This window comes from Streptomyces mayteni (assembly GCF_054783955.1).
In genome coordinates, this window is the sequence record NZ_BAAGPR010000071.1 from 1 (window position 1) to 13,132 (window position 13,132).

15 protein-coding genes are annotated in these 13,132 nt (G+C 72.6%); 4 read left to right on the plus strand and 11 right to left on the minus strand.

Annotated features, from left to right (window positions below):
- Positions 1 to 414: 414 nt before the first annotated feature.
- The 5 genes from ACYVPE_RS26450 to ACYVPE_RS26470 all read right to left on the minus strand — a co-directional run bounded on the left by ACYVPE_RS26450 (position 415) and on the right by ACYVPE_RS26470 (position 4,311).
- Complete coding sequence (locus tag ACYVPE_RS26450; RefSeq protein ID WP_461036223.1) at positions 415 to 942, minus strand: GNAT family N-acetyltransferase; 528 nt, start codon at positions 940 to 942, stop codon at positions 415 to 417.
- Between the two features lie 156 nt (positions 943 to 1,098).
- Positions 1,099 to 1,887 carry a hydrolase gene (locus tag ACYVPE_RS26455; RefSeq protein WP_461036224.1) on the minus strand — a complete coding sequence of 263 codons (789 nt, stop codon included), beginning with the start codon at positions 1,885 to 1,887 and terminating at the stop codon, positions 1,099 to 1,101.
- A gap of 172 nt (positions 1,888 to 2,059) precedes the next feature.
- Positions 2,060 to 3,055, minus strand: coding sequence for an aldo/keto reductase (locus tag ACYVPE_RS26460; RefSeq protein ID WP_461036225.1), 996 nt, complete (start codon positions 3,053 to 3,055; stop codon positions 2,060 to 2,062).
- 95 nt (positions 3,056 to 3,150) lie between these two features.
- Positions 3,151 to 3,678 (minus strand): hypothetical protein, encoded by a 528-nt coding sequence (locus ACYVPE_RS26465; protein ID WP_461036226.1) that lies wholly within the window; start codon positions 3,676 to 3,678, stop codon positions 3,151 to 3,153.
- 99 nt (positions 3,679 to 3,777) lie between these two features.
- Positions 3,778 to 4,311: a hypothetical protein gene (locus tag ACYVPE_RS26470; RefSeq protein WP_461036227.1), complete on the minus strand. Its 534-nt coding sequence runs from the start codon at positions 4,309 to 4,311 to the stop codon at positions 3,778 to 3,780.
- A gap of 122 nt (positions 4,312 to 4,433) precedes the next feature.
- Here ACYVPE_RS26470 and ACYVPE_RS26475 point away from each other — a divergent pair, with 122 nt between their 5' ends.
- Positions 4,434 to 5,516, plus strand: a complete 1,083-nt coding sequence (locus tag ACYVPE_RS26475; RefSeq protein ID WP_461036228.1) for a hypothetical protein — start codon at positions 4,434 to 4,436, stop codon at positions 5,514 to 5,516.
- Between the two features lie 28 nt (positions 5,517 to 5,544).
- Here the strand turns inward: ACYVPE_RS26475 and ACYVPE_RS26480 are convergent, their stop codons facing one another.
- The gene (locus tag ACYVPE_RS26480) at positions 5,545 to 6,315 is read right to left on the minus strand and encodes a TetR/AcrR family transcriptional regulator (protein ID WP_461036229.1); all 771 of its coding nucleotides are present in this window, start codon (positions 6,313 to 6,315) and stop codon (positions 5,545 to 5,547) included.
- A gap of 107 nt (positions 6,316 to 6,422) precedes the next feature.
- On the opposite strand from ACYVPE_RS26480, the gene ACYVPE_RS26485 reads away from it, so the two are divergent.
- The 3 genes from ACYVPE_RS26485 to ACYVPE_RS26495 all read left to right on the plus strand — a co-directional run bounded on the left by ACYVPE_RS26485 (position 6,423) and on the right by ACYVPE_RS26495 (position 8,961).
- Positions 6,423 to 7,451 (plus strand): ATP-binding cassette domain-containing protein, encoded by a 1,029-nt coding sequence (locus ACYVPE_RS26485; protein ID WP_461036230.1) that lies wholly within the window; start codon positions 6,423 to 6,425, stop codon positions 7,449 to 7,451.
- Complete coding sequence (locus tag ACYVPE_RS26490; protein ID WP_461036231.1) at positions 7,448 to 8,263, plus strand: ABC transporter permease; 816 nt, start codon at positions 7,448 to 7,450, stop codon at positions 8,261 to 8,263. The genes ACYVPE_RS26485 and ACYVPE_RS26490 overlap by 4 nt, the downstream gene beginning before the upstream one ends.
- A gap of 128 nt (positions 8,264 to 8,391) precedes the next feature.
- Entirely contained in the window at positions 8,392 to 8,961 is a 570-nt protein-coding gene (locus ACYVPE_RS26495; RefSeq protein ID WP_461036232.1) for a Uma2 family endonuclease, read from the plus strand.
- A gap of 46 nt (positions 8,962 to 9,007) precedes the next feature.
- On the opposite strand, the gene serC is transcribed toward ACYVPE_RS26495, so the two are convergent.
- The 5 genes from serC to ACYVPE_RS26520 all read right to left on the minus strand — a co-directional run bounded on the left by serC (position 9,008) and on the right by ACYVPE_RS26520 (position 12,971).
- Positions 9,008 to 10,126 carry a phosphoserine transaminase gene (serC, locus tag ACYVPE_RS26500; protein ID WP_461036233.1) on the minus strand — a complete coding sequence of 373 codons (1,119 nt, stop codon included), beginning with the start codon at positions 10,124 to 10,126 and terminating at the stop codon, positions 9,008 to 9,010.
- 80 nt (positions 10,127 to 10,206) lie between these two features.
- Positions 10,207 to 11,508, minus strand: a complete 1,302-nt coding sequence (locus ACYVPE_RS26505; RefSeq protein WP_461036234.1) for a cytochrome P450 family protein — start codon at positions 11,506 to 11,508, stop codon at positions 10,207 to 10,209.
- Entirely contained in the window at positions 11,505 to 12,140 is a 636-nt protein-coding gene (locus ACYVPE_RS26510; RefSeq protein WP_461036235.1) for a GTP-binding protein, read from the minus strand. Before ACYVPE_RS26510 ends, ACYVPE_RS26505 begins: the two co-directional genes overlap by 4 nt.
- Positions 12,121 to 12,477 carry a DUF742 domain-containing protein gene (locus tag ACYVPE_RS26515; RefSeq protein WP_461036236.1) on the minus strand — a complete coding sequence of 119 codons (357 nt, stop codon included), beginning with the start codon at positions 12,475 to 12,477 and terminating at the stop codon, positions 12,121 to 12,123. Before ACYVPE_RS26515 ends, ACYVPE_RS26510 begins: the two co-directional genes overlap by 20 nt.
- On the minus strand, positions 12,474 to 12,971 hold the full coding sequence (locus ACYVPE_RS26520) for a roadblock/LC7 domain-containing protein (RefSeq protein WP_461036237.1): 498 nt from the start codon (positions 12,969 to 12,971) through the stop codon (positions 12,474 to 12,476). The genes ACYVPE_RS26515 and ACYVPE_RS26520 overlap by 4 nt, the downstream gene beginning before the upstream one ends.
- Positions 12,972 to 13,132 lie beyond the last annotated feature (161 nt).

A 13,132-nucleotide genomic window follows, 5' to 3' on the forward strand; every position in this document is an offset into this window, starting at 1 on the left:
CGCGCCGGTGCGGTGCCGGCCGGCGCCGGCACCAGCCCAGGCCCCGCTGGGCGCGGCCGCGGCCCTGGCCCTGGCCCGGATGACCGGGCCCTGGGCGTCCGTCCTTCGGTACGGCCTGCGGCTCGCGCCGGTGGCCCGGCCCTCCACGTTGCGCGCGCCGCGGCCGAGGCGCCTGGCTCTCCGCCGGTTCGTGAGCGGACGGCATCCGTGTGGTGGTGCCGACCGGCCTGTGGCCGAGTGGCGGCCGTGCGGGTGTGAGTGCGGCTGGGGTTGGTCCGCCGTCCGCCGTCCGCCGTCCGCCGCCCGGCGCCGGCCCAGGCCACCGGGGCCGGGGGTGTCCGTGCCTGCGACACGGCCCGCGGCCCGCGCCGGCTCGGACCGCCCGGGCCCGGACCGTCCGTGCCTGCGGCAGGGTCAAACCGGGGCGTTCGTCAGGACGCGTTGGGCGAGGAGTTGGCCCGGCCATTCGCCGACCGTGAAGGGGCGGACGGGGAGGAAGCCCTGGCCGCGGTAGTAGGCGACGAGGCGGCCGTCGTCGCCGGCGTAGCAGTCGACGCGGAGCAGGTCGATGTCCTGGCGGCGGGCCTCGGCGACCGAGTGGGCCAGCAGGGCGGCGCCCACGCCGCGGCCCGCGAAGCGGCGGTCGGTGACCAGCAGGTGGACGTAGACCTCGGGCTCCTCCACCGGGTCGACGTACGTCGGCGGCTCCGGGGTGAGCGTGACCGTGCCGGCCGGCACGCCGTCGATCTCGGCGATCCACGGGGTGCCGGACTCCACGATCTCGCCGACCCGGTCCACGGCCTTGGGCCTGGCGGACCACGGCTCGGTGCCCCACTGGCCGGTCCGGCCGCGGGCCACCAGCCACTCCACGGCGCCGTCCAGCATGGCGAGGATCAGGGGGACGTCCGCCGGGCCACCGGCCCGGATGTCTATGCCACTCATGGGGGCGGATACTAGACGGGTGGATGCCAGGACCAGGAACCGGATCGTGACCGCCGCGCTGGTGGCGCTGTTGGCCGTCGTGGTGGTGGCGGCCGCCGTCGGCTAGCCGGAGGTGCCGGTCGGCACCCGAGCGACCAGCCGGCCGGCGGCCACCGGTCAGCAGCCCACCCGCGTCGTGCCGACCGCGACGTCGTCGTACCAGAGGGTGTCGGAACCCTCCCCGTAGCTCTCCCAGCCGAACCGCAGGTCGACGGGGTCGGGGCGCCAGGTCCTGTTGAGCCACTGCCCGTCGATGTCGTGCGTCGGCACGCCGTCCACCTCGAGCCCGGTCACGGGCGTGCCGTCGAGCCAGGTCCGCAACAGGCCGGCCCCCGGCGTCAGCTGGTACTCGACGCAGGACCACGCCCCGACCGGCAGCGGCCTGCTGAGCGCGACCCCGGCCGGGCTCTGCTCAGGCAGCGTGGCGTCGTCCGACTCCCGGTTCCACTGGAGGGCCGCGTTCTGGCCGCCCATCCGCAGGGCCCGACCGCCGTCGGCGGCGTCCGTCATCTCCAGGAACGTGACGTGCTGCGTCGGCAGCGCGGTGGAGTGCCTGACCCAGAAGCGCACGTAGAGGCCGGAGTCGGTGGCGACGTCGTTCAGCGTGGTGCCGACGAAGACGTGGTTGCAGTAGCCGGTGCCGCCGTTGACGCGGAGCGAGCGGCTGCCGGTGTGGGCGACGGCGGTGTCCACGGCGGCGGATCCGGTGCCGGAACAGTCGGGGAACTGGACGGCCCAACGCCCCGAGGGCTGGCCGCCGGTCTGGCTCTCGAAGTCGTCGCAGAAGCCGTCGGTGGTGCAGGCGGCGACCGCCGTCGGCGCGGCTGACACGGCCGGTGCCACGGACACCAGCAGGGCGCAGACCGCCGCGATCAGCAGCGAGGGCAGGGCGCGGATGGAACGCATGGGGCCTCCAGAGGGGGAGTCGGCGATGGCGGCGGTTCCACCCGCCGCACACCGCCGTCCGAACCGTTCTAGGAGCGCTCCCAAGCACGCCGTCCCAGACCATAGCCCTGCCGTGGCCAACCCGCTACCCGGCCGGCAGGCCGGCCTCGCACCCGATCACCCGATCACCCGGTCACCAGGCGAACGCCTCCGGGGAGGCGCCCGGGCCCGGGAAGATGTCGTCGAGCTGGGTCAACAGCTCGTCGGCCAGCTCGAGTTCGACCGCCCGCACGGCCGAGTCGAGCTGCTCGCGCACCCGGGGGCCGACGATCGGCCCGGTGACGCCCGGGCGGGTCAGCAGCCAGGCCAGGGCGGCCTCGCCAGGCGCCAGGCCGTGCTTGTCGAGCAGGTCCTCGTAGGCGCCGATCCGCTCCCTGGTCTTGGGGTCGGCCAGCGCGTCGGCCGACCGGCCGCCGGTGCTGCGGCTGCCGCCGCCCTCCCGCTCCTTGCGGAGCGCGCCGCCGAGCAGCCCGCCGTGCAGCGGGGACCACGGGATGACGCCGAGCCCGTAGTGCTCGGCCGCCGGGACGACCTCCATCTCGGCGCGCCGCTCGGCCAGGTTGTAGAGGCACTGCTCGCTGACCAGGCCGAGCGAACCGCGCCTGGCGGCCGCCTCGTTGGCGCCCGCGATGTGCCAGCCGGCGAAGTTGGACGAGCCGGCGTAGAGGATCTTGCCCTGGGCCACCAGCACGTCCATGGCCTGCCAGATCTCGTCCCACGGCGTGTTCCGGTCGACGTGGTGGAACTGGTAGAGGTCGATGTGGTCGGTCCGCAGCCGGCGGAGGCTGGCGTCGACGGCGCGGCGGATGCTGAGGGCCGAGAGCCGGTCGTGGTTGGGCCAGCCGTTGTTCTCGGCGCTCATGTCGCCGTAGACCTTGGTGGCGAGCACGACCTTGTCGCGGCGGTCGCCGCCCTTGGCGAACCAGGAGCCGATGATCTCCTCGGTGCGCCCCTTGTTCTCGCCCCACCCGTACACGTTGGCGGTGTCGAAGAAGTTGACCCCGGCGTCCAGGGCCGCGTCCATGATGCTGTGGCTGTCCGCCTCGTCGGTGAGCGGCCCGAAGTTCATGGTCCCGAGGACCAGTCGGCTGACCTTGAGTCCGGTGCGTCCGAGCTGTGTGTACTTCATGGGGCCAGCCAACGCCGTGGAGTGCGCTCCAGGCAAGTGGGGCGCGGCGCCCGGCCGGGGGGTGTCAGCAGGGATGTTGTCGGCCCCGGCGGCGGTCAGCGCCGGCGGGACCGCGCCGCGACGAGGGCGATCGAGCCGAGGCAGACCAGCCCACCGATCAGAACCAGCCAGACGCCGACGCCCGCCGAGACGTCGAGGAGCGCCACCGCCCGGTCGGCCTCGGCGCCGGACAGGCCCGCCTTCTTCTGGAGTTCGGACGTCACCGCGCGCTCCGGGTTCGCCAGGTTGAGGAGGGCGAAGAAGAGGACGGCGAGGGTCGGCAGGGCGGCCCAGAGCGTGAGCTGGAACCGGGCCTTCCTGGCGATGAGTCCGGCGACCAGCAGGCCCGACGCCTTCAGTCCCGCGGTCAGCGTGTAGACGCCGTCGCCGCGCAGGCCGATGCTGCTCTCCTGGCCGCCGCCCGCGTCGAAGGTGGAGAAGGCGAGGAAGGAGCCGACGGCGGCGAACAGGGTGCCTACGAGGGCGACGTAGAGCGGCGGCGCGCCCGGCGCGCCTGCCGCGCCGCCCCCCGCAGGCGGCACGGTCGACGGCCTGGCCGGCTCTGTCTGTCCGAAACCAGTCACGTGCAGCGACCGTACGGAGCCGTACCGGCCGCCGCAACGTGATCGTCCGATTTGTCGCCTGTTGCTGACAATCCTTCGCGCAATGTTCTCGCGATGCGCTCAACCTGTCGGTTCGGAACGGCGCCTTCCGTTGAAGCCGCGGGCACCGGCGACCACCGCGCCGAGCGAGGCGAGCCCGGCGCCGGCCAGCACGATCCAGGGGCCGGTGGTGGTCGAGAACTCGACGAGCGAGTCGAGCAGTTGCTGGGCGCGCTCGCCCGAGGCGCCCATCTCGTCGGCGAGGTAGGTGCGGGCGAGTTGCTCGGGATCGGCGAGGGTGCGGAGCGCGAGGCCGATGCTGACCACCGAGGGCACGGCCGCGAACAGGACGACGAGGGCGCGCTTGCTGAGCAGCCCACCGATCAGCAGCAGTGCGGCGAGGATCGAGGCGCTGAGGGTGTAGAGGCCGTCGACGTCGAGGCCGGCGACGTGGCTGGTGCCCCACTGGGCGTGCTCGACGGTCGACCAGTCCATTAACGATCCGGATATCGCCGTGATCGATCCGGCCAGGGCGGCCAAGGTGGGGATGATCGGAGGGCGATCGGCGGTGATCGGATCCGCGGTCGCCACGGCCCGGCCGTGTGCGGTAGTCATGGACAGCGACCTTAGAGGTTGCGATGTGTGGCCACAAGGTTGCTGAGCGCAGTTCGACAGATCATTCGACAAATCGCAACGTGCCATGTCACCGTCACACAGGGGGATGGCAGGCTTGGCCTATGCCAACCTGGAACGCTCCGCGTTCGACCACCGCCCGCCGCGCCCTCGTCGTCGGCGCGGGACTCCTGCTGGCGGCGGCGACGCCCGGGGTCGCGGCGGCCGACGCGCCGCCCTCGTTCACCATCGACGACCCCCGGATCACCGAGTCGAGCGGCCTGGCGGCGAGCCCTCGACACCCGGACGTCTACTGGACGCACAACGACCAGGACCCGGCGGGCCCCAACGTCTACGCGGTGGACGGCACCACGGGGGAGACGGTCGCCACCGTCACCCTCCAGGGCGTCGAGGCGCGGGACATGGAGGCGATCTCGATCGGCCCCGACGGCGACGTCTACGTCGGCGACATCGGCGACAACTTCGACGGCGGCTGGCCCGAGGTGTGGATCTACCGCTTCCCCGAGCCGGCGGAGCTGGCCGACGCCACGGTCACGCCGACCGTGTACACCGTCACCTACGACGACGGGCCGCGCGACGCCGAGGCGCTGATGGTGCATCCGGTGACCGGCCAGGTCTACCTCGTCAGCAAGAAGGACGACGGCACGGCGGCGCTCTACGCCGGCCCGGCCGAGCTCTCCGCCGAGGGCGTCAACACCTTCGAGCGGACGGCCGACATCGGCGTCTGGGTGACGGACGGCGCCTTCTCGCCCGACGGCTCGCGGCTGATGCTGCGCGGCTACTTCGTGGCCCGGATGTTCCGCTGGACGGACGCCGGGCCCGAGCCCATCGAGCGCAGCCTGTTCCCGCCGGTCCAACAGCAGGGCGAGTCGGTCACGTTCACGCCGGACGGCCGCACGCTGATGTTCGGCACCGAGGGCGCGGGCAGCGCGGTCGAGCCGGTGGAGCTGGAGGGCGAGCTGCTGCCCGACTCGGCGCGCGACGAGGACGCGGGCGCGAGCGCCGAGGACGGCGAGGGGCGGCGGGACGGCACGGGCGGCGGGGACGCGGCGGCCGGCGATCCGGACGGCGAGGAGGGCTCCCTCTCACTGCCCGTGGTGGCGGCGGTGGTGGGCGGTGTCGCGCTGCTCGGGTGGCTGTTCAGGCTGGGCCGCCGAGGCGGCGGCGGGCGCCGCCGGGGCGCCTGACGACGGTCAGCCGTCGGCGGCGCCGCCGTCAGCTGTCGGCGCCACCGCTCCGCGTCGCGATGAACGCCTCGAAGCCGTCGAACAGCCGGGCGAGGCCGAACCGCACCGTGTACTCGTGGCTCTCCACGGAGAACGTCTCCGGATCGAGCGCGAACACCTGCGGGTAGGCGCCGCTCTCGTACGCCAACGCCATCACCGGGCCCTGCGCCGCCCAGAACTCCTCCGCGGACAGCTCGGCCTCCTCGTTGGCCTGGGCCGTCAGCACGTGCTGGCGCGCCAGGCCGCTGACGTACGCGTCCAGGGTGGTGATCAGGCCGATCTTCTCCTGGCTGGTCAGCCCGAGGCCGTCCAGCGCGGTCAGCGTGAACTCGAAGTTCAGCAGCGCGTTGGGGCCGAGCAGCGGCCTGGCCTGGTTGACCTGGAGCAGCCAGGGGTGCCGCAGGAAGAGCCGGTAGCTGCGCTCGCCGACCGTTTGCAGCATGGCGCGCCAGTCCTCGCCGCTCCGCTCCGCCGCGTCGGGTCCCGGCGCCTCGACGTGGTCGAGCATCAGGTCGAGCAGCTCGCTCTTGCCCGGCACGTACCGGTAGAGGGACATGGTGCCGACGCCGAGCGCCGTGGCCACGTTCCGCATGGAGAGGGCGGCGATGCCGTCCCGGTCGGCCAGTTCGACGGCCGCCTCGACGATGCGCTCCAGGGTCAGCCCCGGCTTGGGGCCCCTGGCGGACGGCTCGCGGCCGCGCCACATCAGGTCGAGGCTGCGGCTGATGTCACCGCGTCCGCTGTGTGCTGCCGACGTCATGCCTGGTGATTCTACGTGTGGCGGCCTCACGAGAAAATACTGGGTACGGCGTACGCAGCGACGGCTACACTGGCGGGACGCGACGAGATGACCACTGGAGGGGGAACATGACAGCGGCTACCGAAGCCGGCGAGTACTCCGTGATCGCCGAGGGGCTCAGCAAGCGCTACGGCGACAAGACGGCCGTCGACGGGCTCGACCTGCGGGTGCGGCGCGGCACCGTGTGCGGCCTGCTCGGGCCGAACGGCGCGGGCAAGACGACGTCGGTCCGGATGCTGTCCACGCTGGTGCGGCCGGACGGCGGCCGGGCCGAGGTCGGCGGCCACGACGTGGTCCGCCGGCCCGACCTGGTGCGCCGCCGCATCGGCCTCACCGGACAACACGCGGCCGTCGACGAGATCCTGACCGCCCGGCAGAACCTGCGGATGTTCGGCCGGCTCTTCCACCTCGGCCACCCGGCGGCCCAGGCCAGGGCCGAGGAGCTGCTGGAACAGTTCAGCCTGGTGGAGTCCGCCGACAAGCAGGTGAAGACGTTCAGCGGCGGCATGCGGCGCCGGCTCGACCTGGCGGCCAGCATGATCCTGGCGCCCGAGGTGCTGTTCCTCGACGAGCCGACCACCGGGCTCGACCCGCGCGGGCGGCGCGAGGTCTGGGACGCCGTCCGGGGGCTGACCGCCACCGGCACCACCGTCCTGCTCACCACCCACTACCTGGACGAGGCCGACAAGCTCTCGGACTGGATCTGCGTCATCGACCAGGGCCGGAAGATCACCGAGGACACCCCCGCCGGGCTCAAGCGGGCCGTCGGCGGCGACCGCGTCGAGGTGGTGCTCGCCGACCCGGCCGACCTGCCGCTCGCCGCCGGCGCGGTGGCCAGGGTGGCGGCCGGCGGCCGCCCACCCGAGACGGACGAGGCCGAGCTCCGGGTCCACGCGCCGGTGACCGAGGGCGTCAAGGCCCTGACCGAGGTGGCCCGCGAACTCCAGGACGCCGGCGCCGCAGTCCTGGACATCGGGCTCCGCCGGCCCACCCTCGACGAGGTGTTCCTGCGGTTGACCGGCGATCCGAGCGACCAGCCGAGCGACGAGCCGGGCGACCGGCCGAGCGACGAGAAGGCGAAGGAGAACGCGGTATGAGCGCGACCATCGAGGAGGACGACCGCCGCCTCCACTGGGCGGTCGTCGACTGCTGGACCATCGTCCGACGCGAACTCGGCCACCTGGCGAAGCAGCCGTCCATGATCGCCTGGCAGCTCGGCTTCCCCATCGTCTCCGTGCTGCTCTACGTCTACGTCTTCGGCAGCGCCATGGACGTCGGCGGCGACCAGGACTACACCACCTTCGTGATGCCCGGCATGTTCGCCATGACCATGGCCTTCGGCTTCATGAACACGGCGATGGCGGTGGTGGTCGAGAAGGACCGCGGCGTGATCGACCGCTTCCGGTCGATGCCGATGGCCCGCTCGGCCGTGGTCGCGGGCCGCGGTGTGGCCGACGTGCTGCACGCCAGCATCGACCTCGCCGTGATGGCCCTGATCGCGCTGGCCATCGGCTGGCGCTCGGACGGCTCGCTCGTCGAGACCGTCTACGCCTTCCTGCTGCTGCTCCTGCTGCGGTTCGCGCTGATCTGGATCGGCGTCTACCTCGGGCTGCTCGTCCCCAACCAGGAGGCCGCCGGCAACCTGTTCGCGGTCGCCTTCCCGTTCGGGATGATCTCCAGCGTCTTCACCCCGCCGTCGATGATGCCGGACTGGCTCGGCGCGATCGCCATGTGGAACCCGGTCTCCTCCACCGCCACCGCCATCCGCGACCTCTTCGGCCTCCCCACCACGGCCGGCGACAGCTGGATAGAACAGCACGCCCTGCTGATGTCCGTCGTCTGGCCGCTCGTCATCACGGCCGTCTTCCTGCCGCTGGCGGTCCGCCGCTACCAGGCCCTGGGCCGGTAGTCACCCGGTCGGCCGTATCCCGGGCGGCGTCGGGACGTTGATCAGAGCGGGCTGCCGGGCCGGCCGATGGCCATCCCGGCAGCCCGCAGGGCATGCTGTTTCTCAGAAAGGAGGTGTCCGTGACGATCATGTCGACACACAGGCCGCAGATGCTGGTGGAGGAGTTCGAGGAGATCGCCTCGGCAGCACCCGAGACCGTCCTGCTTGAGTTCATCAACGGACGTATCGAGGTGAAGAAGATGCCTGACGGCAATCACTCGACCATGGTCATGTGGTTGATTCGACAGTGCATTCAGGCCCGTCCTGACCTCGACCTGCACCCGGAGCAAGGGCTGATCGTCGAGGAGTACCGCAAGGGTCGGGCCAAGCCCGACGGCGTTCTGGCGCCGGTCGCGCACTTCGCCGGACAGGGCGAGTGGGCGGATCCCGAGGGGACGCTCATGGTCGTGGAGATCACCTCCTACGACGGTGACACCGACCGACGCGACCGCCACGAGAAGCCGGCCGCGTACGCCGCCGTCGGCATCCCGATCTACCTGCTGATCGACCGGGACGACTCGACGGTCACCGTGCACAGCGGCCCCGAGCATGGCCACTACCGGGACACTCACAGGATCGGGTTCGGCGAGCCCGTCACGATCCCCGCGCCGGTGGACATCACGCTGGACACGGAGATCCTCAAGCGCTACGTCCGATGAGAAACGACGGCGGGGGCCGCCGAGCGGCCCCCGCCGCAACGCCCTGCTACAGCCGCTCGATCACGTAGTCGACGCAGCGGGTCAGGGCCTCCACGTCGGCCGGGTCGACGGCCGGGAACATCGCGACGCGCAGCTGGTTGCGGCCCAGCTTGCGGTAGGGCTCGGTGTCCACCACGCCGTTGGCCCGCAGGGCCTTGGCGACGGCGGCGGCGTCCACCTCGTCGACGAAGTCGATCGTGCCGACGACCTGCGAGCGCTGCGTCGGGTCAGTGACGAACGGGCTGGCGTACTCGGCCTTGTCCGCCCAGCCGTAGAGGCGGGACGCCGAGTCGGCGGTGCGCTCGGTGGCCCAGGACAGGCCGCCCTGGCCGTTGATCCACTCCAGCTGCTCGTTGAGCAGGAACAGCGTGGCCAGCGCCGGGGTGTTGTAGGTCTGGTTCTTCCGCGAGTTGTCGATGGCGGTCGGCAGCGAGAAGAACTCCGGGATGTGCCGGCCGGAGGCCGCGATCCGCTCGGCCCTGGCGATCGCCGCCGGCGAGAACACCGCGACCCACAGGCCGCCGTCGGCCGCGAAGGACTTCTGCGGCGCGAAGTAGTAGACGTCGGACTCGGTGATGTCGACCGGCAGGCCGCCCGCGCCCGAGGTGGCGTCCACCAGCACCAGCGAGCCCTGGTCGGCGCCCGGCACCCGGGCGATCGGGGCCGCCACGCCGGTGGAGGTCTCGTTGTGGGTCAGACCGTAGGCGTCCGCGCCGCGCTCGGCCCGCGGCTGCGGGTGGGTGCCCGGCGTCGCGGTGATGACCGTCGGCTCGTCGAGCCACGGGGCCTTGCTGGCGGCCTTGGCGAACTTCGAGGAGAACTCCCCGAACGACAGGTGCTGCGACTTGGCCTCGATCAGGCCGTGCGTCGCCACGTCCCAGAAGGCGGTGGAGCCGCCGTTGCCCAGCACGACCTCGTAGTCCTCGGGCAGCGAGAACAGCTCGCGCACCCCGGCGCGCACCCGGCCGACCAGGTCCTTCACGGGGGCCTGACGATGGGAGGTGCCGAGCAGCGAGCTCCCGGTCGCGGCCAGGGCGTTCAGCGCCTCGGTGCGCACCTTGGAGGGGCCGGAACCGAACCGGCCGTCGGCGGGCTTGATGTCAGCGGGAATCTGGATATCGGCCACGGCCGGAGCGTAGCCCCTCCACGCCCGTACCGCACATCTGGTGTACCTCGTCAGCCTGACGGCGGCTTGACGGCCGCTGGTCAGCGGGATGTCGGCATCGGCGTGAAGCGCACCGGCAGGGCCGTCGGGCCGCGCTGCCAGGGCGACGGGTGGTGGGTCAACTCCGCGGCCGCGATCGACGGCTCGACGTCCGGCAGCCGGTCGAGCAGCACCTCGACGCCGGTCCTGGTGATCGTCTCGGCGATCTCCTGGGCCGGGAACGGGCAGCGGCGCTCGCCGTGCCCGAAGGAGAGGTAGGCGCTGTTGGCCGGCCCGCCGAGGGCCGGCTCGGGCACCGGCTCCGGTTCGCTCACCAGCCCGGCGAGCCCGTAGAACGCGGCCGCCGTCGCGGCCGGCGCGCTGGTGCCGTGCACCAGCGGATCGCCGTTGGCGCCCTGGAGGCCGAGCAGCAGCAGATCGCCGGCGCGCAGCCGGCGTGGCCCGAGTTGGGCGTCGCGGGTGGCCCAGCGGCCGACGACGTTCTGCGTCGGGGTGTCCCGCCACAGCACCTCGTTCATCGCCCGGTCCACGCCGAGCCGGCCGCCGGCCTCTGGCGCGGCGTAGCGGGGGTCGGTCAGCATCAGCCGCAGCGTGCTGCCGAGCCAGTCGGCGGTCGGCAGGTGGCCGGCCGCGCACAGCGCCGCCAGATCTTCGGCGAGTTCGGTCTCGGCGAGCTCGGCCTCTTCCCCGTCGCCGGCCGCGGCCAGCATCCTGGACGCCACGTCGGCGCCCGGCGTCGCCCGCCGGCGGGCGAGCAGCCGCCGCATCAGCGCGGTGACCCGGTCCCCGGCCGCCCCGGAGCGGAGCGCGCGGACCAGGTCGGGGGTCTCGTCCTCGGCGAGCCCGCACAGCTCGGCGAGCACCAGGATCGGCAGCCGGGCCGCGTACTCGGCGACCAGCTCAGCCCGCCCGTCCCGGCAGAACGCGTCGATCAGCGCGTCGGCGATCCGTTCCGCGTGCCGGCGCGGCTCGCCCGGCTCCACCGCCTCCAACGCCTCGCCGAGCACGGCGGCCCGGTGCGCGGCCCGCCCGCCGCCGAAGGGCCGCGCCGTCGCGCTGCCGGGGCGGCCGACGAGCGGCAGCAGCGGCCAGTCGACGGGCACGCTCGCCCACTGGTTCCAGTGCGTCGCGTCGCGGGTGTAGGTCTCCGGGTCGGAGGTGACCCGGTGCACCTCCTGGTAGCCGATGACCAGCCAGGCCGGGATGTCCCCGGGCAGCAGCACCGGGACCACCGAGCCGTGCCGGTGCCGCAGCTCCCGGTAGAGGGAGACCGGGTCGGTGTGGAAGCGCTCCGTGTCGAACGGCACCGCGCCCGGCGCTAAGGAGCGGGTCGGCACGGTCATCCCACGGCCCCGGGGACGGGCGCGCGGGCGCCCTCGCGCGCCGTGGACAGCCGGTACAGGTGGGTCACGAGCTCGATCAGCACGTTCTTGCTCGACGCCCGGGACCTGGCGTCGCAGTCGATCATCGGCACCTCGGCCGGCAGGTCGAGCGCGTCGCGGATCTGCTCGTGGGTGTGGGCCGGGCCGCCGAAGTCGTTGCGGGCCACCACGAACGGGGTGCCGTGGTGCTCGAGCCGGTCTATCGCGTACCAGGAGTCCTGGAGCCGCCTGGTGTCCACCAGCACCACCGCGCCGAGCGTGCCGGAGAACAGCCGGTCCCACAGGAACCAGAACCGCTCCTGGCCCGGCGCGCCGAAGAGGTAGAGCACCGTCTTCTCGTTGAGGCTGATGCGCCCGAAGTCGAAGGCGACGGTGGTGGACGTCTTGCCCGTCACCCCGGTGAGGTCGTCCACCTCCTGGCCGGCCCTCGTCATGATCTCCTCCGTGTTCAGCGGCCTGATGTCGCTGACGGAGCGGACCATGGTGGTCTTGCCGACGCCGAAGCCGCCGACGATCACGATCTTGAGGCCGTTGCTCGCCTGGCTGCCCAGGTGGCTGCGCGCGGCGGGCGGGTCAGAGGTTGCGGAGTCCAACGAGCACCTGCTCAAGGAGTTGGGAGTCGGGGAGACCGTCCGCCCGGCCGGCGGAGGTATGGGGGTGACGAGCGCTGATGAGGCCCTGGTCGAGCAGGTCGCTCAGCATGATCCGGACGATGGTGACGGGCAGCCTGAGATCGGCCGCCAACTCCACCACGGCGGTGGGGTAGCGGCACAGCCGCAGGATCCTGCGGTGCTCCGACTGCATGCCGGGCACCGGCTCGGACTCGCTCACCACGAGCGTGACCAGGTCGAAGCCGGCCGACGCCCGGCTGCGCCCCCTGGTGAGCGTGTACAGCCGGTCGGGATCCTCGTCCCGGCCCCGGCGGCTCATGCCGATTCGCCGTCCTCGCCGTCCGGGCCGTCCTGGCCGTCCTGGCCGTCGCCGGTGGCGTGCCGGGGCGGCGCGCTCAGGTACTCGCCCAACTGCTCCACGAGCTCGTTCATGTTGTGGCCGATGAGCCCGACGTCGGCGCTCTCGTCGGCCACGATCGCCAGATGGGCGCCGTCGCCCGCCTCGACGATGAACAGGATGCCGCCGTAGAACTCCGTCATGGACTGCCGGACGCCGCCGCTGCCGTCGCCGAACTCGATCGACGCGCCGTGCGACAGGCTCTGGATGCCGGCCGAGATGGCGGCCAGCTGGTCGGCCTGGTCCTCGGAGAGCTCGGGGGTGCGACAGAGCTTGAGGCCGTCCCGGGAGAGGACGAGCGCGTGCCTGGCCCCCGGCGTGCGGGTGAGCAGGTTCTCCAGCAGCCAGTCGAGCTTCTCGTCCGCGGCGCCGGTGCCCGCCCGGTCGTGGCGGGCCCCCGTGGATGGAGCGGTCATGGGAACTCTCCTTGTGTTGCCTGGAGACCCCCGGTGTCAGCCGGGGGAGCTAGCATATCTCTGGCGTGTTCTTAACGGAGCGTAGCGGCGTTGCTGCGGAGTGCTCTGGTAGGGTGACGAGGTCGCCGCGGTGAGAACCAAGCCTCGGTGGTCTACCGCCG

What these genes read in the sequence shown, in the direction of transcription:
- ACYVPE_RS26450 (WP_461036223.1), bottom strand. Translation starts at nt 942, where the DNA reads ATGAGTGGCATAGACATCCGGGCCGGTGGCCCGGCGGACGTCCCCCTG.
- ACYVPE_RS26475 (WP_461036228.1), top strand. Translation starts at nt 4,434, where the DNA reads ATGCCAACCTGGAACGCTCCGCGTTCGACCACCGCCCGCCGCGCCCTC.
- ACYVPE_RS26490 (WP_461036231.1), top strand. Translation starts at nt 7,448, where the DNA reads ATGAGCGCGACCATCGAGGAGGACGACCGCCGCCTCCACTGGGCGGTC.
- ACYVPE_RS26470 (WP_461036227.1), bottom strand. Translation starts at nt 4,311, where the DNA reads ATGACTACCGCACACGGCCGGGCCGTGGCGACCGCGGATCCGATCACC.
- ACYVPE_RS26515 (WP_461036236.1), bottom strand. Translation starts at nt 12,477, where the DNA reads ATGAGCCGCCGGGGCCGGGACGAGGATCCCGACCGGCTGTACACGCTC.
- ACYVPE_RS26460 (WP_461036225.1), bottom strand. Translation starts at nt 3,055, where the DNA reads ATGAAGTACACACAGCTCGGACGCACCGGACTCAAGGTCAGCCGACTG.
- ACYVPE_RS26505 (WP_461036234.1), bottom strand. Translation starts at nt 11,508, where the DNA reads ATGACCGTGCCGACCCGCTCCTTAGCGCCGGGCGCGGTGCCGTTCGAC.
- ACYVPE_RS26455 (WP_461036224.1), bottom strand. Translation starts at nt 1,887, where the DNA reads ATGCGTTCCATCCGCGCCCTGCCCTCGCTGCTGATCGCGGCGGTCTGC.
- ACYVPE_RS26520 (WP_461036237.1), bottom strand. Translation starts at nt 12,971, where the DNA reads ATGACCGCTCCATCCACGGGGGCCCGCCACGACCGGGCGGGCACCGGC.
- ACYVPE_RS26480 (WP_461036229.1), bottom strand. Translation starts at nt 6,315, where the DNA reads ATGACGTCGGCAGCACACAGCGGACGCGGTGACATCAGCCGCAGCCTC.
- ACYVPE_RS26495 (WP_461036232.1), top strand. Translation starts at nt 8,392, where the DNA reads ATGTCGACACACAGGCCGCAGATGCTGGTGGAGGAGTTCGAGGAGATC.
- ACYVPE_RS26485 (WP_461036230.1), top strand. Translation starts at nt 6,423, where the DNA reads ATGACAGCGGCTACCGAAGCCGGCGAGTACTCCGTGATCGCCGAGGGG.